The organism is Kosakonia sp. H7A (assembly GCF_003028445.1).
Classification (GTDB): Bacteria; Pseudomonadota; Gammaproteobacteria; order Enterobacterales; family Enterobacteriaceae; genus Kosakonia; species Kosakonia radicincitans.
The window spans coordinates 52,531-78,152 of record NZ_PYTZ01000001.1; the positions used below are offsets into that span (position 1 = coordinate 52,531).

23 protein-coding genes and 1 pseudogene are annotated in these 25,622 nt (G+C 54.1%); 18 read left to right on the plus strand and 6 right to left on the minus strand.

Features of this window, described 5'->3' with window-relative positions:
• The first annotated feature begins 1 nt into the window (after position 1).
• A complete protein-coding gene (locus tag CWM66_RS00240; protein ID WP_007372104.1) occupies positions 2-235 on the plus strand; it encodes a YdcY family protein in 234 nt (77 codons plus the stop codon).
• Here the strand turns inward: CWM66_RS00240 and CWM66_RS00245 are convergent, their stop codons facing one another.
• Entirely contained in the window at positions 236-685 is a 450-nt protein-coding gene (locus tag CWM66_RS00245; protein WP_107146102.1) for a DMT family transporter, read from the minus strand.
• Entirely contained in the window at positions 685-1,200 is a 516-nt protein-coding gene (locus tag CWM66_RS00250) for a GNAT family N-acetyltransferase (RefSeq protein ID WP_007372106.1), read from the minus strand. The genes CWM66_RS00245 and CWM66_RS00250 overlap by 1 nt, the downstream gene beginning before the upstream one ends.
• Positions 1,201-1,237: 37 nt before the next feature.
• Between CWM66_RS00250 and CWM66_RS00255 the strand changes: the two genes are divergently transcribed.
• The 4 genes from CWM66_RS00255 to CWM66_RS00270 all read left to right on the plus strand — a co-directional run bounded on the left by CWM66_RS00255 (position 1,238) and on the right by CWM66_RS00270 (position 5,957).
• Positions 1,238-1,813 (plus strand): helix-turn-helix transcriptional regulator, encoded by a 576-nt coding sequence (locus CWM66_RS00255; RefSeq protein ID WP_007372107.1) that lies wholly within the window; start codon positions 1,238-1,240, stop codon positions 1,811-1,813.
• A 67-nt stretch (positions 1,814-1,880) separates the two neighbouring features.
• Positions 1,881-2,918 (plus strand): NADP-dependent oxidoreductase, encoded by a 1,038-nt coding sequence (locus tag CWM66_RS00260; RefSeq protein ID WP_071920826.1) that lies wholly within the window; start codon positions 1,881-1,883, stop codon positions 2,916-2,918.
• Between the two features lie 249 nt (positions 2,919-3,167).
• Entirely contained in the window at positions 3,168-3,824 is a 657-nt protein-coding gene (locus CWM66_RS00265) for a GntR family transcriptional regulator (protein ID WP_007372109.1), read from the plus strand.
• Positions 3,825-4,019: 195 nt separating this feature from the next.
• Positions 4,020-5,957 carry a methyl-accepting chemotaxis protein gene (locus CWM66_RS00270; RefSeq protein ID WP_071920825.1) on the plus strand — a complete coding sequence of 646 codons (1,938 nt, stop codon included), beginning with the start codon at positions 4,020-4,022 and terminating at the stop codon, positions 5,955-5,957.
• A 94-nt stretch (positions 5,958-6,051) separates the two neighbouring features.
• Here the strand turns inward: CWM66_RS00270 and pqqU are convergent, their stop codons facing one another.
• Positions 6,052-8,166 carry a TonB-dependent receptor PqqU gene (gene pqqU, locus CWM66_RS00275; protein ID WP_072438872.1) on the minus strand — a complete coding sequence of 705 codons (2,115 nt, stop codon included), beginning with the start codon at positions 8,164-8,166 and terminating at the stop codon, positions 6,052-6,054.
• A 275-nt stretch (positions 8,167-8,441) separates the two neighbouring features.
• A complete protein-coding gene (ansP, locus tag CWM66_RS00280; protein WP_072438870.1) occupies positions 8,442-9,911 on the minus strand; it encodes an L-asparagine permease in 1,470 nt (489 codons plus the stop codon).
• A gap of 448 nt (positions 9,912-10,359) precedes the next feature.
• On the opposite strand from ansP, the gene CWM66_RS00285 reads away from it, so the two are divergent.
• The 7 genes and pseudogenes from CWM66_RS00285 to CWM66_RS00320 all read left to right on the plus strand — a co-directional run bounded on the left by CWM66_RS00285 (position 10,360) and on the right by CWM66_RS00320 (position 17,918).
• A complete protein-coding gene (locus CWM66_RS00285; protein WP_007375132.1) occupies positions 10,360-11,358 on the plus strand; it encodes an MsnO8 family LLM class oxidoreductase in 999 nt (332 codons plus the stop codon).
• Complete coding sequence (locus tag CWM66_RS00290) at positions 11,355-12,476, plus strand: amidohydrolase (protein WP_035885666.1); 1,122 nt, start codon at positions 11,355-11,357, stop codon at positions 12,474-12,476. Before CWM66_RS00285 ends, CWM66_RS00290 begins: the two co-directional genes overlap by 4 nt.
• A gap of 63 nt (positions 12,477-12,539) precedes the next feature.
• Positions 12,540-14,804, plus strand: a pseudogene (locus CWM66_RS29170) (NtaA/DmoA family FMN-dependent monooxygenase).
• Positions 14,805-14,815: 11 nt separating this feature from the next.
• Entirely contained in the window at positions 14,816-15,325 is a 510-nt protein-coding gene (locus CWM66_RS00305) for a GNAT family N-acetyltransferase (RefSeq protein WP_035885669.1), read from the plus strand.
• A gap of 9 nt (positions 15,326-15,334) precedes the next feature.
• Complete coding sequence (locus CWM66_RS00310; RefSeq protein WP_035885670.1) at positions 15,335-16,258, plus strand: amino acid ABC transporter permease; 924 nt, start codon at positions 15,335-15,337, stop codon at positions 16,256-16,258.
• A complete protein-coding gene (locus CWM66_RS00315) occupies positions 16,242-17,015 on the plus strand; it encodes an amino acid ABC transporter ATP-binding protein (protein WP_035885671.1) in 774 nt (257 codons plus the stop codon). Before CWM66_RS00310 ends, CWM66_RS00315 begins: the two co-directional genes overlap by 17 nt.
• 9 nt (positions 17,016-17,024) lie before the next feature.
• Positions 17,025-17,918: a transporter substrate-binding domain-containing protein gene (locus CWM66_RS00320; RefSeq protein ID WP_107146104.1), complete on the plus strand. Its 894-nt coding sequence runs from the start codon at positions 17,025-17,027 to the stop codon at positions 17,916-17,918.
• Between the two features lie 69 nt (positions 17,919-17,987).
• Here CWM66_RS00320 and CWM66_RS00325 read toward each other — a convergent pair whose 3' ends face one another.
• A complete protein-coding gene (locus tag CWM66_RS00325; RefSeq protein ID WP_035885673.1) occupies positions 17,988-19,298 on the minus strand; it encodes an MFS transporter in 1,311 nt (436 codons plus the stop codon).
• Between the two features lie 80 nt (positions 19,299-19,378).
• On the minus strand, positions 19,379-20,575 hold the full coding sequence (locus CWM66_RS00330; RefSeq protein ID WP_007375123.1) for an L-talarate/galactarate dehydratase: 1,197 nt from the start codon (positions 20,573-20,575) through the stop codon (positions 19,379-19,381).
• Between the two features lie 309 nt (positions 20,576-20,884).
• On the opposite strand from CWM66_RS00330, the gene CWM66_RS00335 reads away from it, so the two are divergent.
• From CWM66_RS00335 to pptA, 6 genes are all read left to right on the plus strand, one after another.
• Positions 20,885-21,898: a LacI family DNA-binding transcriptional regulator gene (locus tag CWM66_RS00335; protein WP_035885674.1), complete on the plus strand. Its 1,014-nt coding sequence runs from the start codon at positions 20,885-20,887 to the stop codon at positions 21,896-21,898.
• A 4-nt stretch (positions 21,899-21,902) separates the two neighbouring features.
• Complete coding sequence (locus tag CWM66_RS00340) at positions 21,903-22,430, plus strand: AAA family ATPase (RefSeq protein WP_035885675.1); 528 nt, start codon at positions 21,903-21,905, stop codon at positions 22,428-22,430.
• Between the two features lie 31 nt (positions 22,431-22,461).
• Positions 22,462-23,082 carry a glutathione S-transferase family protein gene (locus CWM66_RS00345; protein WP_107146105.1) on the plus strand — a complete coding sequence of 207 codons (621 nt, stop codon included), beginning with the start codon at positions 22,462-22,464 and terminating at the stop codon, positions 23,080-23,082.
• Positions 23,083-23,279: 197 nt separating this feature from the next.
• Positions 23,280-23,936, plus strand: a complete 657-nt coding sequence (locus CWM66_RS00350) for an SGNH/GDSL hydrolase family protein (RefSeq protein ID WP_035885677.1) — start codon at positions 23,280-23,282, stop codon at positions 23,934-23,936.
• A gap of 11 nt (positions 23,937-23,947) precedes the next feature.
• Positions 23,948-24,991, plus strand: coding sequence for an acyltransferase (locus CWM66_RS00355; RefSeq protein ID WP_007375117.1), 1,044 nt, complete (start codon positions 23,948-23,950; stop codon positions 24,989-24,991).
• 48 nt (positions 24,992-25,039) lie between these two features.
• On the plus strand, positions 25,040-25,270 hold the full coding sequence (gene pptA / locus CWM66_RS00360; RefSeq protein ID WP_035885678.1) for a tautomerase PptA: 231 nt from the start codon (positions 25,040-25,042) through the stop codon (positions 25,268-25,270).
• The last annotated feature ends 352 nt before the right edge of the window (positions 25,271-25,622 follow it).

The window sequence follows — 25,622 nt, forward strand, 5'->3', positions numbered from 1 at the left end:
TATGTCACATCTGGATGAGGTTGTCGCGCGCGTTGATGCGGCCATTGAACAGAGCGTTATTATCGGGATGAACGAATTACTGGTTGAACTCAGCGATGACGCCGCGCTAAGCCGGGAAGAGCGCTATGCGCAGCAGCAGCGCCTGCGAACGGCGATTGCGCATCACGGCCGCCAGCATAAAGAAGATATGGAAGCGCGCCGTGACCAGCTCACCAAAGGTGGCTCAATCCTGTGATCAGAACTGGCGTCTGGCCACCAGCCAGGCGCCAATCACCAGTAGTACCGCGCCGCACACCGGGCCAATCAGCGCCCGCAGCGCGATCCCCTGACTCCTCACCACATCCATCACCAGCCCGCCAATCAGCTGGCTTGCCACCAGAACCGCAATGGTCGTTGCCGCGCCAACGTACTGATAACCGCTGATGCTGGCGAAGACAAAAAACGAACCCAGCAAACCGGGGATTAATGTCCACCACTTCACGCTGGCGTACAGTTCCTGAAACCCGCTCATCCCATGCTTGAACAGCAAAATCGAGACAAACAGCACAATACCCACCAGCGAGTTGAGCAGCATGGCGATAAGGATCGTCGAGGCCGACTGAGTAATGCGCACCATCAGCGTGTTTTGCACCACCAGGCCAATCCCGGCGGCGATCAGAAAGGTGAGGGTCAACGACTGGTTCATTAGATAGCATCCGGATCGGTACGGTTATCGAGCTGCAACTGCATAAAGGTTAAATCGAGCCAACGACCAAACTTGGTGCCGACCTGCGGCATTTCCGCGGTCGTGACAAAACCCAGTTTACTGTGCAGATGAATAGAGCCATGGTTTTGCGACTCAATGCCCGCCACCATCACATGTTTACCAATGCGTCTGGCTTCTTCGATCAGGCGTTCCATCAGCGCCAGCCCGAGGCCTTTGCCCTGATGTTCGGGGTGAACATACACCGAGTGCTCGACGGTGTGGCGAAAACCATCGAAGGCGCGCCAGTCACCAAACGAAGAGTAGCCGGTGACCACGCCATTTTCTTCGCTGACCAGCACTGGATAACCCAGTTTGGCGCGCGCTTCATACCAGGCAATACGGTTCCCTACATCGACCGTTTGATCGTTCCAGATGGCAGCAGTGTTCACCACCGCATGGTTGTAGATCTCTGCAATGGCGGCACAATCTTCTTTCCCGGCAAAACGAATATTCATGGTTGAACCTCAGATTTGTACACTATAGTATTACGATATGAATACTATCTCAGACAATATAAATCAACGGATCAGTGCCAGAATTCGTGTAGAACGTGAATCCCGCGGCTGGTCATTGAGCGAACTGGCCGAACGCGCGGGCGTTTCGCGGGCGATGATCCACAAAATCGAACGCGGCGAGAGCAGCCCAACGGCGGCGCTGCTGGCGCGGCTTTCCGGCGCATTCGGCATCAGCATGTCAACGCTGATTGCCCGCGCCGAAATGCAGGAAGGAAAGCTGCTGCGCTACGCCGATCAGCCGGTATGGAGCGACCCGCAAAGCCACTACCTGCGCCGCCACGTTTCGCCGCGCAGCGATCTGCCTATCGATCTGGTGCAAATCGACCTGCCAGCGGGCAGCGATATTCCGATGCCCGCTTCTTCTTATGCGTTAGCACGGCAGTTAATTTGGTTGCAGGAAGGCGAGTTGGTGTTTGTTGAAGGCGATACGCGGCACGAAATGAAAGCCGGGGATTGCCTGGAACTCGGGCCGCCGAACGATTGCCGTTTTATCAACGAGAGCAGCGCACCTTGCCGCTATCTGGTGGTGCGGCTCAACCACGCCGGTACATAATGTTAACGCGCTGCTGGCAGGAAACGACTAGTATCAGTAATTAGTCTTTCATGCACAGGAGAGCACGATGAATCAATCTTCTCACCGCAATCGCCGTTGGGTGCTGGCTTCTCGCCCACATGGCGCCCCGGTTACCGACAATTTCCGCCTTGAAGAGGATGACATCGCGGCACCCGGCGAAGGCCAGGTGTTACTGCGAACGGTCTACCTCTCGTTAGATCCCTATATGCGCGGTCGTATGAGCGATGCGCCATCCTATTCGCCGCCGGTAAAAATCGGCGAAGTGATGTGTGGCGCGACGGTCAGCCGCGTGGTCAGTTCACTGCATCCGGATTTTGCCGAAGGCGATTGGGTGCTGGCTTACAGCGGCTGGCAGGATTACGACATCGCCAGCGGCGATGATGTGATCAACCTTGGTAAAGATCCACAGCATCCCTCATGGTCGCTGGGTATCCTCGGTATGCCAGGTTTTACCGCCTATATGGGGTTGCTTGATATCGGTCAGCCGAAAGCGGGGGAAACGCTGGTCGTTGCCGCTGCAACCGGCCCGGTCGGCGCAACGGTCGGGCAGATCGGTAAAATCAAGGGGTGTCGCGTTGTCGGGGTCGCCGGGGGCAAAGAGAAGTGCCGTCATGCCGTGGAGGTACTCGGTTTTGATCTCTGTCTCGACCATCACGCGGAAGATTTTGCCGAACAACTGGCGAAGGCCTGCCCGCAAGGGATCGATATCTATTTTGAAAATGTCGGCGGCAAAGTCTTTGATGCCGTGCTGCCATTATTAAATACCAGGGCGCGAATTCCGCTTTGCGGATTAGTCAGCGGTTATAACGCCACGGAACTTCCTGACGGCCCGGATCGTATTCCGTTATTAATGGCAACTCTGCTTAAAAAACGAATTCGGTTGCAGGGATTTATTATTACTCAGGATTACGGTCACCGAATTAACGAATTCCAGCAAGAAATGGGGAAATGGGTAAAACAGGAAATAATTCACTACCGTGAACAACTAACAGAAGGTCTTGAGCAAGCGCCGGAGGCGTTTATCGGTATGCTGGAAGGTCGAAATTTCGGCAAGGTCGTAGTGCAAATTGGACCATCACGCTAAGCGACTGATGGCGGCGAAAAAAACCGCCATCAGAATTGTGCAAAATCCGAAAAAACGTCTTTAATTAGACAAGCATAAGGAACTGATAACCTTGTGAAGGCGGTTCCTGGTAGTTGTGCATAATAACTAATTATTAGCTACATCTTTTACGCGACAATCCAATACCAGGCATGTTTATATAATATATTTGAATGATTACGGACACGCTACCAGGCTGAAAATAAATAAGAAATTATACAGGACGCAAACATGCTTGATTTGGAAAAAGCGCAACGAACCAGCCTCACTATGCAGGTGGAGGCGAGTCTGAAAAATGCGCTTATTATCGGTGCGCTAAAACCTGGCGCGCGGCTTATCACGAAAGAAATAGCAGATCAGTTGGGTACCAGTATTACTCCGGTACGGGAAGCGCTTTTGCGTTTGGTCTCTGCAGGCGCGCTACATGCCACACCGGCGCAGGCGTTTTTAGTGCCGGAGGTCAGCCTTGAACGCTATGACGAAATCAACCAGATACGCAAAAACCTTGAAGGGATGGCTGCCCGTGCCGCCAGTCAAAGTATGACCCCGGAGAGGATCAGGGAGTTGCGTGCGCTGGCTGCGGCTTTTCACGAAACACTAAAAAGCGGCCATACCGAGCAGATGTTGCAGGCAAATCGGATTTTTCGCTTTTCGATTTACCAGCAGGCAGGTATGCCGACATTGACAGCATTGATTGAGCAATTATGGGTACGCATTGGCCCATGTTTTAATTATCTTTATCCACATTCGGATGATTTAACACGCAGCCACGATTATTCAGACTTATTAGCCGCACTTGAAGAAGGTGATGCTTTTGCCAGCGAACGCGGAATATGGCGGGCCATCGATGAGGGCGCAAACATTATTCATAAGCAATTTTATCGCTGAGCTATTTCTCTTAAATACAATTACTTAACCTAAATCATGGATGCTTCCCGACAAAAATTTGTCATTGGGGCGCATCCATATCACGTTTTGTACTTATAAGACCAGTTAATACCTGAAATCCACGCATTCCCTGCCGATAACCTTTCTTGCGCGTAGTAAGGCGCTAACATTTGGTGTCCAGCGAGGAGTCGGGGAATGTCATTTAACCAACGATTAAGCAATATAAAAATTAGTAGAAAGCTGTCGGTAGGATTTGGGTTAGTTCTGTTTCTGGTTGCTGTTGCTTCTGTCCTCAGTGTGTTGCGCTTTCAGGAAATCCGCGACGTCTATCAAAAAACCAATCTGATGTACAACATCAACATCGAAGTGTTTCAGGCAAAAATTAACCGCCTGAAATATTTCTATGGTGATGATAAATCCGGTCAGGTGATGTCTGATTACGTTCGCCACGCTTCAGAGTTGACGGCCAGCGCTGACAACATGAGCTGGTCAACCAACGAAAAACAGATCATCAACGATGTCGCCGATCATCTGGCGAAGTTCCAGAGCAGCATTGGCGAGATGCAAAAAGCGACCAGTGATATTCACGCCGTTCGCGATGCGCTCGATAAACTCGCTGCTGAAGATCTCGCCGCCAGCTACACCACGCTCGTGCGTACGCCGGTTGCCGATCCGAGCCTGATGACGCAAGTTTATGAGCAATTATTCGCTATCAGCGCAGTGCGTGACGCGGCGCTGGTTGTCCGTTATAGCCCAGGCAAAGAGAGCAGCGATGCGCTGGAGCGCCATTTCAGCGACACGCAAAAAAGTGTTCAGGCGCTGTCGAGCCAGCTGCCGGGCGAACTGCAAGCGCCGTTACAGGCTTTATGGGATAACACCGTTAAATACCACGATTTGAGCCGCAACTATTTCACCGCCTATCAGGCTCTCAAGACCGCAGAAGATCATGTTAAAACCGGTGGCGATAACAGCAGCGCGGCGCTGAAGCAGATCATTACGCTGGTAAAAGCGCACAACGATGAGCTGGCCTATAGCTCCAGTACCATCGCCGCAATTATCGGCGCTATCGCCATTCTGCTCGGAGTGATTGTCTCCTGGTGGGTGATCCGCCAGATTACCCGTCCGATTGACCGCAACCTTGCACTGGCGGAACGTATTGCCAGCGGCGATCTCAGCTCGCAAATTCGCGCGCAGAGTACCGACGAACTGGGGCAATTGACCGGGGCAATGGGGCGGATGAACGACACGCTGCGTGAAATGATCCACGAAGTACGTAACAGCGTGACGAAGGTTTCCCGCGCGGCAACCGAAATTGCCGAAGGCAATACCGATCTCTCTTCCCGTACGGAACAGCAGGCCGCAGCGGTTGTGGAAACGGCAGCCAGCATGGAAGAGCTGACCGCGACGGTGAAAAATAACGCCGATAACGCCCGTAACGCCAGCAGCCTTGCGGCGCAGGCCTCACAGACGGCCGGCGAAGGCGGTACGGTAATGCGCGAAGTGGTGAATACCATGGGCGACATTCACAGCAGCTCTAACAAAATTGCTGATATCACCGCAGTGATTAACAGTATTGCGTTCCAGACGAACATTCTGGCGCTGAACGCCGCAGTGGAAGCCGCGCGTGCCGGTGAACAAGGCCGGGGTTTCGCCGTAGTGGCCAGCGAAGTGCGCAGCCTGTCTCAGCGCAGTTCGCAGGCGGCAAAAGATATTGAACAACTGATCAGCGAGTCGGTTTCCCGTATCAATGTCGGCAGTGAGTTGGTGGCCAAAGCCGGTGAAACCATGGACCAGGTTGTCCGATCGGTAACGCGTGTTAACGATATCATGGGTGAAATTTCCTCGGCGTCGGAAGAGCAGAGCCGTGGTATTGAGCAGATTGCCCGTGCAGTGAGCGAGCTGGACAGCACCACGCAGCAAAACGCCGCGCTGGTGAGCGAATCGTCTTCCGCGGCAGGTTCGCTGGAAGAACAGGCGCGTCTGCTGGAAGAACTGGTGGCAACATTCCGTCTGGAGCAAAACGAAGCCAAAAGCGCACCGAAAGCGGGAAAACCCAAAGCCACGCCAACGGCGAAAGCGCCTGCTTTACCGCGTGAAACACAAAGCAGCGATGAAGGCTGGACCACCTTCTGACAGTGTTTTAACTCAATAAAAAAAGCCCGCAAGCATCAGCTTCCGGGCTTTTTTCTATTACAAACCGCCCTCGGATGAAGGCGGTTGGCGAGCATTATTCGAACTGATAAGCGATGGACAAACCGACGCCGTAGTTACGTCCCGGAGCGGGTTCGTAGTAACGACCATTCGATTCATTAACAATCACTGAGCCAACATATTCACGGTCAAACAGGTTATCGATGCGGCCAAACACATCCATCATCCAGTTGCCGTAGCTAAATTTGTAGCCGGTGTTGATGCCCGTAACGGTGTAGGAGGGGGCTTTCGCACTGTTTTCATCGTCGGCCATAATATCGCTCATATAGCGCACATCGGCACCCGCGTACCAGCCCTGATCCGGGATCCAGCCCAGTGACGCATAACCCATATTGCGCGCTATGCCCGGAATACGGTTGCCGTTACAGTCGCTGTCGGTACAGACTTCGCTACGGTACGTGGCATCCAGATAAGTCCACGCCACTTTGGCGCGCCAGTTTCCGGCAAATTGTTGATCGAGCGACAGCTCCGCGCCCTGGCGACGGGTTTTCCCGGCGTTTTTGTACGTGGTGCGCCCGCCGCTGCTGGTGTCGGTCACGATCTCATTATCGGTATCGGTGCGGAACAGCGCTGCGGTCAGCAGGCCGTTGCCAATGCGCGTTTTACTGCCGATTTCCACGGTTTCATTGGTAGAGGGTTTCAGCGCGAAATTCAGCCCGCTCTGGTTACCGGAACGATAGGAGAGTTCATTAATGGTCGGGGTTTCAAAACCGCGTCCGGCCGCCGCATAAACGTTCCACGCATCGGTGAGCGCGTATTTCAGTGAAGCCGCCGGTAGCCATTTGTGATAGCTGGCTTCACCACTGTCATCGCCATTACCGGCCGTAACGTAGTGATCGTTGGAATCAAACCACACCGAGCTGTAGCGCACGCCCGCATCGAGAGAGAGTTTATCCGTCAGTTGCCAGGCCGTTTGCACGTACGGATCGAGGTTCCACATCAGGTTGCGTTCGTCACGGCGCAGATTGCCTTTTTCGCCGTAGACCGGCGTCGAGCCATCCATCACATAGTTTTCGTAACCTTTGCGATTCTCGCTCATATTTTCGTAGTTCAGCCCGCCGGTAAAAGTCACCGGCACGCCCAGCTCACCACGGTGCGTCCAGCGCGTGTCGATACCCTGATAATGGCGCGTCAAATCGATCACACCGCCTGAATGGGCCGGGTTAAGCTGCGGCGCGCGCGGGATCGACTGATACTGCGTCGTTTCACGTTCTCCGGCGTACATCATCACGCTTAAATCATCCTGGCTGCTCATCTGGCGCTCATAGCGCAGCCCGGCCTGCGTTTGTTTGATGGTTTTGCGGGTGTTGTACTGGTCAGCACGCGGCGACTGGCGCGGATTATCCTGCCACTCCTCTTTGGTCAGGCCGCCCGCATCGTTGGCTTTGATGTCAACGCTGTTAAAGATCAGGCTCAGCTTACTGACATCATCAATCCGCACACCCAGTTTGGCGTTGGCGAGATTTTTGCGCGCGCCGCTGTGATCGCGGTAGCCGCCGGTGACGAAGCGGGTGCTGGAAACGGTGTAATCCACGTCGCCCGCGTGTGTGCCGTCGCCTACCGCACCAGTTGCTTTCAGGCCGTAACGCCAGCTTGCGTCGCTACCGTAATAGCTGCTGGCTTCAATGGTTGTCGGCTGGCGTCCAGTCTGCGTGGTGACATTCATCACCCCGCCTGAGGCGTTGCCGTACAGCGCCGAGAAGGGGCCGCGCAGCACATCAATGCTCTCCACGCTGTTGAGATCGATATTCGACGTTTGCCCCTGACCGTCCGGCATCGTCGCAGGAATACCATCCACGTACAGGCGAATACCGCGCACACCATAAGTGGAACGCGAACCAAATCCACGGATGGAAAGTTGCAGATCCTGGGCATAGTTTTGCCGGTTTTGTACCTGCAAGCCGGGCACGCTGTTTAGCGATTCCGACAAATTGACGCGCGGTGCCGCCTGGCGGATATCGTCGCCCTGTACAACGCTGACGGCGGCAGGGCTATCAAGTTCAGAGACTGTCTGTGGCGCGGCGCTGACGATCATTGTTTGTTCATTGTCAGCGGCAGAAGCAGACGGAGAGAGGACAGCCGGGAGTAATAACGCCGGCAGAGTGGCCTTCGTGGCAGAAAGAATAGTCATATCGGAACCGAGTGAGAAAAACGAACCAAATGGAACATGCGCCAATATGTTAAAGGTTATGTAAATATTTTGAAAACATTAAACGCACGTTAAGTTAAGAATGAGTGTAGTCCCTGCCTGCCAGATGCGCTTCTGCCTCATTTGGTGTTCCACTTTATTGTTATTAATGAGATGGCAAAACGCTGTATGTCAGCGTACCGGTTGATGTTATTCGTATTGCGCTGTAATAAAAAAGGGAAGGCCAGTGCCTTCCCTTAATGTTTACTGCCGCCCGTTTAGCGCGAGGTGTTCTCAGTTGGCGCAACTGGCGCAGTGCTGTGAATTTCCTGTACGCGTTTGCGTACGCCAAACCAGCCAGCAACCAGCAGCACGGCAATCAGCGGGATAGAACCGATGGTGTAAGTGCCGTTCGGATAATCAAACGCCATCAGCACCAGTACGCTCAGCAGGAACAGCAGCGTCAGCCATGACGTGACCGGAGCACCTGGCATTTTGAAGCTGACATCCGCTACTTTGCCTTCTTTGATCGCCTTACGCAGACGCATCTGGCAAATCACGATAAAGCCCCAGGAGGCGATAATACCCAGGGAGGCCACGTTCAGCACGATTTCAAACACCTGCGACGGCACCAGATAGTTCAGGAACACCCCGACGATATAGACGCAAATGGTGACCAGAATACCGGCATAAGGCACATGATGACGGCTCATTTTCGCCATAAACTTCGGCGCAGAACCCCCCATCGACATCGAACGCAGAATACGGCCGGTGCTGTAGAGCCCGGAGTTCAGGCTGGAAAGCGCAGCGGTCAGCACCACCATATTCATGATGTCGCCAATGTAAGGCACGCCCAGTTTGGAGAAGAAGGTCACAAACGGGCTTTGACCTGCCTGATAGGCATTCCACGGCAGCAGCAGCACCAGCAGAACCACCGAGCCGACGTAGAACAAACCGATACGCCAGATCACGCTGTTGATCGCTTTTGGCACCATGGTCTGCGGATCTTTACACTCACCGGCGGCAGTACCGACCAGCTCGATAGAGGCAAACGCAAAGACCACGCCCTGAACCAGCACCAGCGCTGGCAGCAAGCCGTGCGGGAAGAAACCGCCGTTGTCGGTGATCAAATGGAAGCCGGTTGTGCCGCCGTCCAGCGGTTTACCGCTACCGAGGAAGATGGTCCCGACAATCAGGAACACCACAATCGCCAGCACTTTGATTAACGCAAACCAGAACTCCATTTCGGCGAACCATTTCACGCCAATCATGTTCATGGTGCCGACGATCGCCAGCGCGGCCAGCGCAAACACCCACTGCGGCACATCGCCAAACGCGCCCCAGTAGTGCATATAAAGCGCAACGGCGGTGATATCGACGATACCGGTCATCGCCCAGTTAATGAAGTACATCCAGCCGGCGACAAACGCGGCTTTTTCGCCCAGAAACTCACGGGCATAGGAAACAAAGCTACCGCTGGAAGGGCGGTGCAATACCAGTTCGCCCAGCGCGCGGAGAATAAAGAAAGAGAAGAGACCACAAACCAGATAGACGATTGCCAGCGATGGCCCCGCCATCTGTAATCGTGCGCCTGCGCCCAAAAATAACCCCGTCCCGATCGCGCCGCCAATAGCGATCATTTGTACCTGGCGATTACCCATCGCCCGGTTGTAGCCCTCTTCATGAGAGTTAAGCCAGCGTCGTTTCGCCGCGTGATGCTCCGTGGCGCTGTTGTTGTCTGTTTTCATTTCGTTACCTGTTAACCTGTCTGAACCTTGCGGAATTCCTCAACCTGCGTGAGCAAAAGCCAAACGATTGCTCCGCGGTAAATGTTTGCCTTTCCAGTGATTCTACGTATGGATAAGAGAAACATGGCGCAGCATCCTACCTGCAATCGGCAAATGACGCAAAACATACCCGCCGCCAGTGATGGGACTATTAGCAGAAATTGTGAGGTGAAAGGAGACAAGCAGCGTAAATGATTCAACCAGCAGATAAAAGCAACAGAAAAAACCAGCCATAAACCGGTAAATACCTGCCAATTTTATAAGGTTATAGGCTTATCCCATAAGCATGCATAATGACCGCCGCGCCGACTTTGCTACTTTTTTGCTTATTTAATGTAAATTAATTGTTTCACAGCGTGCGCCGCGCCACCTATTAATGAACGTATCTCCTTCAACATGAGAGCGTTGCATGTATCGTCTGAGTTTGCTGGATAAAAGCCCCATCGCGGAGCAGGAAACCGCGCAGGATGCCCTGGCCCGCACGCTGCAACTGGCGCAGCAGGCTGAACGCTGGGGCTATCACCGGTTCTGGATCGCCGAACACCACAACACTGCCCAGCTTGCCAGCCCCTCGCCGGAGCTGCTGATTGCCTGGATACTGGGTCAAACACAGCGTATTCGCGTTGGCTCCGGCGGTGTGATGCTGCAGCACTACAGCCCGTATAAGGTAGCGGAAAACTTTAACCTGCTGGCCTCGCTGGCGCCGGGGCGGGTTGATTTGGGCATCGGTAAAGCACCCGGCGGCTTACCGCTTTCTACACGCGCCCTGCAGCATGGCGTCAACAGCGCAGAGAAGGGCAGCTTTGCTGAACAGTTGGCGCAACTGGATGGCTGGCTGTCACCGACCGACGGCAGCGCCGAAGAGTCGTTGCTCGCCACACCGCTACCGCCAGTGCGCGCAGAGGGTTTTCTGCTGGGGGCGAGCCTTGAGAGTGCAGCGCTTGCGGCAAAACAGGGATGGAATTTTGTTTTCGCCGCCCACTTGAACGGCGATAAAGCGCTTTTGCGTGACGTTGTCACACAGTGGCAGCAGCAGAGCCAGCGCGATACGCTGGTTGCCGTGCAGGTGATTGTCGCGCCAACCCATGCGCAGGCCGAGGAACTCGCGCAACACGTTGAAGTATGGGGCGTGACGCTGGCGAATGGACAACGCGTTAGCGTCGCCAGCGAAGCACAAGGACATGCCTTTGCCCGTCAGGCCGGGAGTCCGGCAGTCAGCATTACTCGCCGCGAACCTTCGCTGATTGCCGGTACACCGACGCAAGTACGCGCGGCGCTGGAAGCGCTGCATCAGGAATTTGCGATTGATGAATTCATTATTGATACACCGGTGAGCGAAGGGAGCGCGCGCTTGCAGTCGTTACGGCTGCTGGCAGAGGTTCATGCTCGTCAGGAGGTGACAGAATGAGTTTTGAGCAACAACTGCTTGCCTGGCGCCGCGAACTGCATCAACACCCGGAACTCTCATTGCAGGAGTTCGAAACCACACGCCGCATTCGCCACTGGCTGGAAAACGCCGGTTTGCGCCTGCTGCCGCTGACGCTACCGACCGGCGTGGTGGCGGAAGTGGGTGACGGCGAGCCGGTGATTGCGCTGCGCGCGGACATTGACGCCCTGCCGATCGACGAGGCGGTGGACGTGCCGTTTGCCTCGCGTAATCCGGGCATCATGCATGCGTGCGGCCACGATATTCACTCGACAGTGATGCTCGGCGCGGCGCTGTTGCTGAAAGAGAAAGAGTCTCAGCTTGCTGGTCGGGTACGCATTCTGTTTCAACCCGCCGAAGAGAATTTTGGCGGCGCGAAGCGCCTGATTCAGGCGGGAGCACTTAACGGCGTCAGCGCCATTTTCGGCATGCACAATGAACCGGGTTTACCGGTGGGGACGTTTGCCACGCGCAGCGGCGCGTTTTACGCAAACGTAGATCGCTTTGCCTTAAAAGTGTCCGGTAAAGGCGCGCATGCCGCGCGGCCACATGAAGGCAACGACGCCATTTTACTCGCCAGCCAACTGGTGGTGGCGCTGCAGAGTATCGCCAGCCGTAACGTCAATACGCTGGAATCCGTGGTGCTGAGCGTCACCCGTATTCAGGGTGGAAACACCTGGAATGTGTTGCCAGAACACGTCGAGCTGGAAGGCACGCTGCGCACGCACCGCCACGATGTACGCGACAGCGTCAAACGTCGTGTCGATGAGATTGCTGCTGGTCTGGCGCGCGCCTTTGATGCGGAAATCTCCGTCAACTGGTTTGCCGGTCCGGATGCGTTGATCAACCACGAGCGCTGGGCGACATTTGCCCGTGATGTCGCCGACTGGCACGGCTACCAGACAGCACAGGCGGATCTGCATATGGGCGGCGAGGATTTCGCCGTCTATCTGCAACATATTCCGGGCGCGTTTGTCAGCATTGGCAGCGCCAGTGAATACGGTCTGCATCATCCGTCGTTTAATCCTGATGAGGATCTCATCGAACCGGCAGCGCGTTATTTCGCGCTGTTAGCGGAAAAAGCCTTACTGCAACCCTGAAAAATATTATCGCCCTGGCGCGGCTGCGCCGGGCATTCTGTTGCCTGAATATGAGGATGGAGTATGTCTACAGCACGACAATTGCGCCTTGGCACCATATTGCATGGCGCATCGGGAAATATGTCCGCCTGGCGACATCCGGCGGCGGTTGCCGATGCCAGTATTAATTTCGGCTTTGTGCAGGAGACGGCAAAAATTGCCGAGAAAGGGAAACTCGATTTTTTATTTGTCGCTGACGGCTTATATATCAACGAAAAATCGATCCCACATTTTTTAAACCGCTTTGAACCAATCACCGTATTATCCGCACTGGCCAGTGTGACGACTCATCTCGGGCTGGTCGGTACGCTTTCCACCTCCTACAGCGAGCCTTTCACCGTGGCGCGACAGTTTGCCAGCCTCGACCATTTGAGTAATGGCCGCGCAGGCTGGAACGTGGTGACTTCGCCGCTGGAAGGCTCGGCAAAAAACTTCTCACGGGAAAAACATCCGGATCACGCGCTGCGTTACCGCATTGCTGATGAATATCTCGATGTGGTGAAAGGATTATGGAATTCCTGGGAAGAAGATGCCTTTATTCGTGATAAAGCCAGCGGGCAATTCTTCGATCCGGCTAAATTACATACGCTGAATCATCACGGTGATTTTTTTCAGGTTGCCGGGCCATTAAATATCGGCCGCACGCCGCAGGGACGACCCATTATTTTCCAGGCAGGTGCATCCGATGATGGTAAAAAGCTGGCGGCACGTCATGCCGACGCCATTTTTACCCATCAGGAGACGCTTGACGAGGCGAAAGCATTTTATCGCGACGTCAAACAACAACTGGAGCAGTATGGTCGCCGCCATGATGAATTGCATATTTTCCAGGGTGTCAGTGTGATTGTCGGCGACAGCGAAGAGGACGCCGAACAGCAATACCAGACCACCGCAGCGCTGGTATCCATTGCCGATGCGCTCAATTATCTCGGGCGTTATTTCGAACATCACGATTTCAGCCAGTATCCGCTGGATGAACCTTTCCCCGATATCGGCGATTTGGGGCAGAACAGCTTTCGTAGTACCACTGACGAAATCAAACGCAATGCACGTGAACGCCGGTTAACACTGCGCCAGGTGGCGCTGGAGAGCGCCACGCCGCGCCCGCGTTTTTCCGGCACGCCGCAGCAGGTTGCCGATGGCTTGCAGCAGTGGTTTGAAAGCTACGCCGCCGACGGTTTCATCATCCAGGGCGGCACACCGGATACCTTCCCGCGCTTTGTCGACAAAGTCGTGCCGCTGTTGCAGGCGCGCGGGCTGTTTCGCAAGGCGTATCCCGGCACAACACTCCGCGAGAGTTTAGGTCTGCCGCTGCCCGCTAATCCGTTTTCACAACAATAAAAGAAGAGAAACGCTATGCACAAAACATCGCTACTGCTGGCTTTGACATTGAGCGTCATGCCGCTGGCCTGGGCTCAGGATGTGAATATTAACGGCACCGGCGTCAGCCTTGAGGCGAATAAAACGCCGATTAACACCGAGAAAAATCCGGTGGCGGTCGCGCAGTTGCCAAAGGATTACCATTTCGTGCAGCCGGGCAAATTTACCGTTGCCGTTGCTGCGCTTAATTCGCCGCCGCTGACGGTGTTCGCCGACGATAACAAAACGTTGCTCGGCAGCGAGGTGGATATTGCCCGCCTGGTTGCCGACAGTCTGGGGCTGGAACTGAACGTCGTTCCTACCTCCTGGGAAGACTGGCCGCTTGGCGTCACCTCCGGGAAATATGATGCGGCCATCAGCAACATTACCGTCACCAAAGCGCGTAAAGAAAAATTTGATTTCGCCACCTATCGCAAAGACTCCCTCGGCTTTTACGTCAAATCGACCAGTCCGCTGAAGTCGATCGAGAAAGCGGAAGATATCGCCGGGTTGCGCATTATTGTCGGTTCCGGCACCAATCAGGAGGCGATCCTGCTCGCATGGAACGCTGAAAACCTGAAAAAAGGGCTGAAGCCGTTTACCCCGATATACACCAAAGATGACGCCGCGCAGACACTGGCGCTGCAATCCGGGCGCGCCTACGCCTATTTCGGCCCGAATGTCATTGGCGCATGGAAAGCGGCATTGACCGGCAAAACCCGGCTGGTTGGCAGCGTCGATGGCGGCTGGCCGAAGGCGGCGCACATCGCGGTCACACTACGGAAAGGCAGCGGCCTGGCGGAACCGGTACAAACCGCGCTGAACGGCGTTATCAAGAACGGCGATTACGACAAAGTACTTAATCGCTGGGGCGAAGGCGTGGAGAGACTGCCAACGTCGGAGATCAACCCGGCCGGTCTGGGCGATTAAGGAGGTCTGAGATGGGCGAACGATTCCGTGATGTCTCGCCGGAAGCGCCGGAGCTTCAGCCTATTTTAACCGGGCTGTTTGGCGAGTACGCCGCGCGTTATGGCGACTACTTCTCCCGCGATGCGGAAGTGGAGCAGACCGAGTGGTATCTGGCACCGCAGGGGCTGTTTATCGTGCTGGAGCGCGATGGCGAGATCATTGCCACCGGCGCGTACAAGCCGTTTGATACGCACACGGCGGAGATCAAACGTATCTGGACGCACCCGACGCTGCGCCAGCAAGGTCTGGCCGCACGCGTTGTGCAGGAGCTGGAACGCCGCGCATTACTTGCCGGGTACAGCCACATTTACCTGACTACCGGTTTTCGCCAGCCGGAAGCGGTGCGTCTCTATATAAGCCAGGGTTACCAGCCGCAGTTTGATCTCCATCGCGATCCGGAAGAGTACAGCCAGCCGCCTTTCGACGGGCGGCTGCGCTTTACCAAAGCGCTCTCGACAGCGCGCTTAAGCAAAACGGCATGAGGAGGGAGCATGAAAACGATCGAACCGGTTAAAGTCGTCCCCGCACGCTACCCGCTGCGCACGGTGGGTGCAGTGGTGGCGCTGTTTGTGCTGGCGGGCATTGTGCAGTCTGTGGCGTTTAACCCCCGTTGGGAGTGGCAGGTATTCGCCCGCTGGTTTTTCGATCCCGTGATCCTCGACGGGTTAGGGCAGACGTTACTGCTGACGCTGCTCGGCACGGCGCTGAGTGTGGTGTTCGGCGGCCTGCTGGCGCTGGCGCGGCTTTCATCGTCCTGGCTACTGAGCAGCCTGGCGTGGAGCTATATCTGGCTGTTTCGCTCGCTGCCGCTGATTGTCGTGCTGATCATTTTGTATAACTTCTCCTATCTGTACGACAGCTTGTCGCTGGGCATTCCCTTTACGGCAATAAGCTGGGGCCATTACGAAACCATTAACGTGCTCGGCCAGTTCTCCACCGCCGTGGTCGGTTTAACGCTGGTGCAAAGCGCCTATACCGCCGAAATCATCCGCGGGGGATTCCTCGGCGTCGATCACGGGCAGTACGAAGCGGCCGCCGCGCTGGGGTTACCGGCCTGGCGCCGTACGCTGCGCATTATTCTGCCGCAGGCGCTGCGCACGATATTGCCTTCCGGTTTTAACGAAATCATCAGTCTCGCCAAAGGCACCGCGATGGTTTACGTACTGGCGATGCCGGAACTGTTTTACACCATCCAGATGATCTACAACCGCACGCAGGAGGTGATCCCGCTGCTGATGGTGGGCGCGGTCTGGTATCTGGTGATCACCAGCGTGCTGTCGGCCATTCAGTATCTGGTTGAGCGCTGGCTGGCACGCAGTGAACGCCGTTCCGCTATCTCTCCATCACGCAAACGCGTTACCGCTGGTGTTCGCACCGCACAACCGCAGGAGCCTGTTCATGCCAACGTCTCTTAATGGGCATATTTCGATTACCGGCGTCAGCAAATATTTTGGTCGCCACAAAGCGCTGGACGGCGTATCGCTGGAGATCCCGCCGGGGTCCGTCACGGTGATCCTTGGCCCCTCCGGTTCGGGCAAATCCACGCTGTTGCGCACCATCAACCACCTTGAACGTGTGGATGAAGGGTTTATCCGCATCGACGGCGAATATATCGGTTACCGCCTGCGCGGCGACAAACTTTATGAGCTGAAGGAGAAAGAGATCCTGCGCCAGCGGGTCAATGTCGGCTATGTGTTTCAGAACTTTAATCTGTTCCCGCATCTGACCGTGCTGGAAAACCTGATTGAAGCGCCGATTGCCCATAAAAAACTGAGCCGCAAAGAGGCCATCGAACAAGCCTGGGAACTGCTGGATGTGGTGGGCCTGCGCAATAAAGCGGATGCCTGGTCGCGCCATCTTTCCGGCGGGCAGCAACAGCGTATTGCCATTGCCCGCGCGCTGTCGCTGCGTCCGCGCGTGATGTTGTTTGATGAACCGACTTCCGCACTCGATCCGGAACTGGTGGGCGAAGTGCTGGATGTGATTAAAAAGCTGGCGCGTGCGGGATCAACACTGGTGGTGGTGACACACGAGATTGGTTTTGCCCGTGAAGTCGCCGACCAGGTGGTGTTTATGGTCGATGGCAAAATTGTTGAGCAGGGCAGCAGCGATGAGGTGCTCAACCATCCGCAGCATCCACGGACACGGCAGTTTTTATCCAAAGTGTTGTAAGGAGTGAAAATGAAACAGGGATTTCTGGCACTGTTGCTGATAGCTGGCAGCGCGTCTGCCGGACAGATCGATTTACAAGCCAACGAAAAGCCGCTCACCGCCCGGCGCGATGAGACGGCGATCGCCAAAATTCCGGCGAACTATCGCTTTGTGGAGCCGGGGACGTTAACGGTGGCGATCTCCGCGCTCAACTCGCCGCCGCTGGCGCTGGTCGCCAGCGATAATCGCACCCGCATTGGCAGCGATCCGGATATCGCTCGCTTGCTGGCGCAAAATCTTGGGTTAAAACTGAAACTGGTGCCGACCGCGTGGGAGGACTGGCCGCTGGGTATCACCTCCGGGCGCTACGATGTAGCGCTGGTGAACATAGCGGTGACCGAAGCGCGAAAACAGAAGTTTGATTTCGCCACCTATCGTGCGGATTCGCTGGCCTTTTCCGTGAAATCCTCCAGCCCAATCCAGGCGATTCATGGGGCGGAGGATCTGGCTGGTCGCAAAGTGATTGTCGGCTCCGGTACCAACCAGGAGCGGATTTTGCTGGGCTGGAATGAAGAGAACCGCGCCGCCGGACGACAACCGGCGCAGCCGATCTACCTGACGGATGACGCTTCCGGCAATCTTTATATTCAGTCCGGGCGGGCGGATGTGGTATTTGGTCCGCAGGCGGTGGCGTCGTATAAAGCGGCGCTGAATGGCACCACACGGGTGGTCGGGCTGGGGCCGAAAAAAGCGTGGATCGCCACCACTACCAAAAAAGGGAACGGGCTGGTCTATGCCTTGCAGGCAGCGCTTGACGGCGCTATTGCGCGCGGCGAGTACCAGCAGGTGCTGGCGCGCTGGGGAGAGCAGGGGGAGGCGGTGACGCAATCGCTGGTCAATCCACCGGGTATTACCTACAACTAAAAAAAGCTGCTCCGCCGGGAGTACAGGATGACGGAGCAGCGCGGCGTTAGCGGGACGCCAGAATCAGACTCAGGCCGCCGTTGGCGCTAGCGTAATGCGCTCCAGCGAACCAACAATAAACAAATACGAGAACAGACCAACCAGCCCCATTGAGCCGACATACAGAATGGCGTAATCGAAGGAGTGGGTATTGGCGAGGATCACGCCAATGACCAGCGGTGTGACAATACTCGCCAGGTTACCGCACATGTTGAACACGCCCCCCGCGATACCGAGCACTTCTTTCGGCGATGTATCACTCAACACGCACCAGCCCAGGTTGCCAAACCCTTTCGAGAAGAACGCCACGCTCATCGCCGCAACTACCACCACTTCTGAGTCGGTATAGTTGGCCAGCACAATCACACAGGAGAGCAGCATGCCGCAGATCACCGGGAATTTACGCGCCGTCGTCAGGCTGTAACCGCGTCTCAGCAGCCAGTCGGAAACAACGCCGCCCAGCAACCCACCGATAAACCCGGCGATCGCCGGAATACTGGCGATAAAACCCACTTTCAGAATCGACATCCCTTTGGCCTGGTAGAGATAGGTCGGAAACCAGGTCAGGAAGAACCAGGTAATCGAGGTGACACAAAATTGCCCGATATACACACCGATCATCATGCGATTAATACAGACGCTTTTGATCTGCGCCAGGCTGATTTTTTCCGGACCTTTTTTACTGCCGAGCGAGGGTTCACCGCCACCGTCGCGAATATAATCAATTTCCTGCTGGTTAATATCTTTATGCGATAACGGATCGCGAACTTTCACCAACCAGAATATGCCAAGTACGACACCGATCGCACCAATATAATAAAAAACATAGTGCCAGCTAAGATTGTGCAGAATAATGGTCATCAGCGGCGTAATAATACCCAGCGAAATATATTGTGCAGCCTGATATACAGCGGTGACAAACCCACGCTCTTTATTTGGAAACCACTGCACGCTTAAGCGGCTGTTGGCCGGAAAGGCGGGCGCTTCAATCGCGCCCATCAGCAGGCGCAGTATTACCAGCACAATTAGCGGGCTGGCGTAGAGGTAAATGGTGCCCTGAAACATGGTGACTATCGACCAGCCAATCAGCGCGCAGCCATACACCAGCCGTGAACCATATTTATCCAGCAACCAACCGCCGGGAATTTGCAGGGCCACGTAAGAAATACCAAATACCGAAAATGCGAGGCCAAGTGCTTCCGGATCAAAACCTAATTCTTTACTCATGATTGGCGCGACCACCGAAAGAGTGGCGCGGTCAGCATAATTAAATACGGTGGCAAGAAATAAGAAAACAAGAATGCTGTAACGCACATTGGTGCGTTTAATTATTGTATTCATCGCAACTCCTCGAAACAGGGTTGAATGTGGTGTAGGGAACAGAAAAAAGACGGGAGGGCTCTCCCGTCAGGATGTCATTATTATGGGCGTTTACCGAATTCACAGCTGGTTTGCGTCCACGCGCGAGCCTGTTCGCTGATGCTGAAACCAAGACCGTGGCGGTCAGAGACGTACATACGCCCATCGCGCAGTTCAAGCTGCTCGTTAAATAGCGGATTCAGCCATTCGAAGTGCTCCAGCCACGGCTCCAGCGGATAAGCGGCAGAAAGGTGCAGGTGAACTTCCATAGCAAAGTGCGGCGCCAGTTTGCGGCCATGTTTGGCGGCCAGATCCATGATCTTCAGGAAGGGTGAAATCCCGCCGACGCGCGGCGCATCTGGCTGCACGAAGTCGCTGGCGTTGCCAAGGATAAGCTGTTCGTGTTCGCGGAAACTGGTCAGCATTTCGCCGGTGGCGATTGGCGTATCCAGAGCGGCAGCGAGCTGGGCATGGCCTTCGACGTCATAAGCATCCAGCGGTTCTTCAATCCAGATCAAATTGAATTTTTCCATCTGGCGGCCCATGCGAATCGCGGTTTCGCGATCCCACTGCTGATTGGCATCAACCATCAGCGGGAAATCATCGCCCAGCGCTTCGCGCACGGCTGTCAGGCGGCGGATATCCTCTTTGGTATCCGGCTGGCCGACCTTAATTTTGATGCCGCCGATGCCGTTTTCACGGGAAATAATCACATTTTTCAGCACCTGATCCAGCGGGGTATGCAGGAAGCCGCCGGAGGTGTTGTAGCACTGCACCGAGTCGCGGTGCGCGCCCAGCAGTTTCGCCAGCGGCAGACCTGCACGTTTGGCTTTCATATCCCACAATGCAATATCGATAGGGGAGATGGCCTGCACCGCCATCCCGCTGCGGCCAACCGATGCGCCTGCCCACAGCAGTTTGGTATAGATTTTGTCGATATCGTTCGGATCTTCGCCCAGCAGGTTATCGGCAATCTCTTTGGCGTGCGCATAGATCCCCTGACCCCCGGCGCGTTTGGAGTAGCTGAAGCCGACACCCTCAAAACCATCACGACTGCGGATCTCCGCAATGATGATCGCCACCTCAGTCAGCGGCTTTTGGCGGCCGGTGAGGACTTTCGCATCGCTTACTGGCGTCGCCAGCGGCAGGAAGGCGAGGGAGAGTTTTACCCACGCAATACGATCGCCGGTTTCAGCGGCGGTTTTTGCCCCTGCGGCTTTGGCATAGGTCACGGCATCGGAATTCGCACTTACGGTCATGATTAGCTCCTGTGAACAACATAATGTTTGCGCTAACATTTGTAGATCCGCAACAAATATATGACCAGAGAAATGGTGTGATTATGTACAATCGATCACAAATAATGGCGCCAAAGGAGATGTTATTGTGAATAACTTCGCATTTAATAGTCGCAGGCAGAGTGGTTGCCCTATAAATGATAGCGTTAACATAAAAAGTATAAAATGCCTGCTAACGCACTGATTTCTGAGGAGCGGCGGCAATGATGGGAGAAATGCGTATAATACAACGCGAGAATCATAAAAACGCTGAATGCTCTGTGAGTGAACATGTCGAAAACATCTCGTTCTGTCCCACCGCGTGCGCCCACGCTGGAAGATGTAGCCCGTGCCGCTGGCTTGTCATCCATGACCGTAAGTAGGGCGCTTAACACGCCGCAACTGGTACGTCCCAAAACGGTAGAAAAGGTTATCGCGGCGGTCAAAGCAACGGGGTATATCCCCAATGCGTTGGCCGGTGGGCTGGCCTCGCGGCGCAGTAAATTAATCGCCGTGGTGGTGCCGCAAATTAACAACAACATGTTCGTCGACACGATTCAGGCCATCAGCGATGAGCTGGCGGTGCGCGGTTACCATATGTTGCTCTGCGTTGCCGGATACACGCAACAAACCGAAGCCGATCTGGTTGCCGCGCTGCTTTCGCGCCGCCCGGACGGTATCGTTCTGACCGGGATTCATCACTCGACAGATCTGAAAAAAGTGCTCCTCAATGCCAACGTACCGGTAGTGGAAATCTGGGATTTAACCCCGACGCCGCTGGATATGCTGGTGGGCTTCTCCCACGAGAAAGTCGGCCAGGCAACGGCCGAGTATCTGCTGCGTAAAGGCTATCGCCGTCCTGGTTTGCTGTGGACAGTGGACAAACGCGCCGCGCAGCGTAAAGCCGGGTTGCGCGAAGTGCTGGAACGTAATGGCATCAGCGAACCGGGCAGCGTCGATGTGGCTTTACCAGCGCGATTCACCTCGGGGCGCCAGGGGCTGGCGCAGCTACTGGAGCAGGGCGATTTCGATGTGATTGTTTGCAGCTCCGACACGCTGGCGCAGGGCGCAATCATTGAAGCGCAGTCGCGTGGTTTACAGGTGCCGCGCGATCTGGCGGTGATTGGCTTTGGCGATCTCGATTTTGCCGCCGGAAATCAGCCTGCCATTACCACGGTCAGCGTCGATCGGCAAATTATTGGTCAGCGGGCGGCAACGATGCTGGCCGATCGTATCGAAGGCAGCGAGGTTGACGCGCCTATTGTTGATATTGGCTTCCATTTTGTGGAACGGGAATCCGCATAACACCATGAAAATTAATGTCATCGGCACCAGCGGCAGCGGAAAATCAACGCTGGCGAAACGCATCGCCGCAAAGCTTAATTTGCCCTATATCGAAATGGACAGACTGTACTGGCGGGCCAACTGGCAGGGAACGCCGGATGAGGAACTGTATTCCCGACTGGAACAGTTACTGGCACAGCCGGGCTGGGTACTCGATGGCAACTACAATCGCAGCCGGGATATAAAATGGCGGCATGTCGATCTTGTCGTGTGGGTTGATTACGGTTTCTGGCGCACGATGCGTCAGGCGGTGTTGCGCGCAGCGCGCCGTGCCTGGCACAAACAGGAGCTATGGCCGGGCACCGGAAACTGTGAAAGTTTCCGCCGCTCATTCTTCAGCCGCAAGTCGATCATTCTCTGGACGATAAAAACCTGGCGCGCGAATCGCCTGCGTTACGCGCAGGATATGGCGGACCCGCGCTACCAGCATCTGCGTTTTGTGCGTCTTACCAGCCCACAGCATGCTGACGAATTTCTCGCTACTTTGACCTAAAATTAGGGCTTATCCTCTGTAAGGAGCCCTTATGATCACTGTTTATGGTGTCCCCGGCTGGGGATCGGCGCTAAGTGAAGTGATGTTGACGCTGGCGGAAATCCCTTATCGCTTTGTCAACGTCGACGGCTTTGACCAGCCTGGCGCCCGACAGGAGATGTTGAAAAAACTTAACCCGCTGGGCCAGGTGCCGACACTGCAACTTGACGACGGCAGCATTATGACCGAATCGGCTGCCGTGGCGTTGATGACCCTCGACCAGCGCCCGGATTTAGCGCCGCCTGTCGGCACGCCGGAAAGGCAACAATTCTGGCGATTACTGGTATGGCTGGTCGCCAATGTTTATCCCACATTTACCTACGCAGATTACCCGGAACGCTGGGCCAGCGACGCGCCGGAACAATTACAGGAAAACTGCAAGGCATACCGCAAGTCGCTCTATTTGTGGCTGGAGAGCCAGCTAAAAGCCGCACCATATGCGTTTGGCGAATCATTGACGTTGCTCGATATCTATATCTGCGTGATGCGAACCTGGGGACCGCGGCACGCGTGGTTTAAGGAACATACGCCGAAATTCAGCGCCATTGCCGATGCGGTTTGTCGTGTACCCGCCCTTCAGGAGGTACTGCGAAATAATGACATCATGACATAACGGATTATTGCTGGGTATTTAAATATTCTTAGAACATCATATAAATTGAAAATCTATATAAGATGAAGGGGCGAAAAATAAATTGATATCGCCCCTTTTCTGTGAGACAACTCCTACCGGGACGACGTCCATAGATAATATTTCCGGATGGCAATAAAAGATGGAAATATCATATTAACATTAACGGGATGATAGTAATGGAATATATTCATTCGTATCTGGTCGGTGGTTCGTGGTTTACTCTGGGTGATAGCATAACAGAACGCGGATGGTATCAGCCTATTGTCGCCAAAAATCTGGGGCTTGCTGAGTGGACAAACTATGGTATTGGCGGAACTTGTATTGCACAGAAAAACCAACATGATAATACCGCGATGTGTTTACGATATAACCAGATGGGGGAGAACCCCGATTTGATTACCATCTGGGGTGGAGGAAATGACTTTGGTTTTAACTTCGGTTCCGAGGGCGGCACAGAAATAGGAAAAATCAAAGATAATACGCCATTGACATTTTATGGCGCGATGAATTTATTACTGGCCGGCGTCATTAAAAAATATCCGTTAGCGCGCGTCGGATTCATTGTCACCACGCCGGTTTCCTTTGCCCGTGGCAGAGATCAAAAGAATGCTAAAGGATATTATCTTACCGATTACTGCCACGTTTGCCGGGAGATGTGTGAGCAATACTCTATTCCTTATCTGGACTTACAAAAGAATTCCGGCTTCAACGAACTCAACATGAATATTATGACCAGCAACACCGCTGGAACAGTTTCCGACGGGCTGCACCCTTCAAAATTAGGCATGGAAAGGTTAGCGAGTAAAATCACGCATTTTATCTTATCGCTTTAGGAGAGCCAGCAATGCGGATTGCAACCATTGATATTCTGAAGATATTGTCGATCTTCTTCGTGGTAATGGCACACACCACGCTCTTTTTTCTCAATCGCAATGGTAATGATGTCATATTATGTTTTTTAAGGCAGGCTGGGTTACTTGGCGTATCGCTATTTTTCGTGTGTAGCGGCTATTTCTTATTAAATAACAAACATGAAAACCAGGCGAATTATGTCATTGGCAAGATCAAAGGCATCGTTGTCGTGCTGGTTTTCTGGCTGTTATTTTATTATGTTTATGACAACGAGTTTATCAGCAGATTTACCGATATTCCGGATATCGGTTTCCTCAACTATCTCAATGTCAGTAATGCAAACACCGAAGCCACACCGCTGTGGTTTATCTTTGCCGTCATTCCGCTCTATGTGTTTACGCCGCTATTTCGATATTCTTTTAAAAAGGAGCATGCCACAGAGATCCTGAAAATCCTCATTTTGATGGTGGTGATTTCTAACCTGACGTTAGTGAACGCATTGACCGGGGCTTACTTTTCCTTTGCCATTTTTCCGTTCAATTTGCTGATACCGTTTCAACCTGAAGGATTAATCTGCTTTTTGATTGGAGGTTATCTCGGATTGGTAAAGCCAGGCTTCAGGCCATTCGGCATTGCGCATTTAGCGTCATTGTTCGCGGCTATCGCGGCGCTAATTGCGCTGTCACTTATCTCCTCTCACGCCGGGATCGCTATTTTCTATGGTAAATTTTATAACTTACTGTTACTCACGGCGGCTGTAGGTCTGTTTATTTTTATGACCAGTTTGAACATTAACACCTCGCCAGCCTGGGTGAACCACCTCAGTGAAAACGTGCTGGGAATTTACCTCGTGCATAATATTTTTGTTATCGAGATACACAATGCATTTATTCATGAACGGCTGTTGCGCATGACAGGGATAACAGACACATATCTCTATATTTTGCTCTATTCGTTACTGGCTTTTCTTCTTTCTTACGGCCTTTGTACGCTGCTCAAGCGCACACGGGTAACGGCCAGACTGGTCACACTTTGATAACGTGTTGTGCTACTGTGACACTCTCTTGAAAACGAGGAGTTTGCTATGCCGCACGTTGATATCAAATGTTTTCCCCGCGATCTGAACGATGAGCAGAAAACCGCTCTGGCAGAGGATATTGCCGCAGTGATTATGCGTCATCTGAACAGCAAAGAGAGTTCCATCAGCGTTGCGCTGAATGAATACGCGCCGGAAGAGTGGAAAGCGCAGGTCTGGGATACGGAAATTGCTCCGCAAATGGAGCAATTGATTAAAAAACCGGGCTACAGTATGTAAAACGCGGCTGCCCACACCACCTGTGTGGGCTTTTTTCTTATCCATCATGAGTTATCTCCATTTCTGTTATTGCATTTTTTGTATAGTTCCCCGCCGATGATTGCCTGTGGGATATCTGCATATTCGCCAGTACATCACTGACAAAGAGATACCCGTGAAAACCTGTTCTATTGTTGCCCTTCCTGCGGATGGTATTGCCCGGAAGTGATTTCCGCTGGCGTTCACGTACTACATGCTCTGGCAAAACGGCAGGGCGATATTGAAGCAAGGCGACCACACACGAGGTTACCGGGGCGGTTATTCACGCCATCGCCCGAAGCTAATTAATTATTCCTGATGATAATGCGCCCGC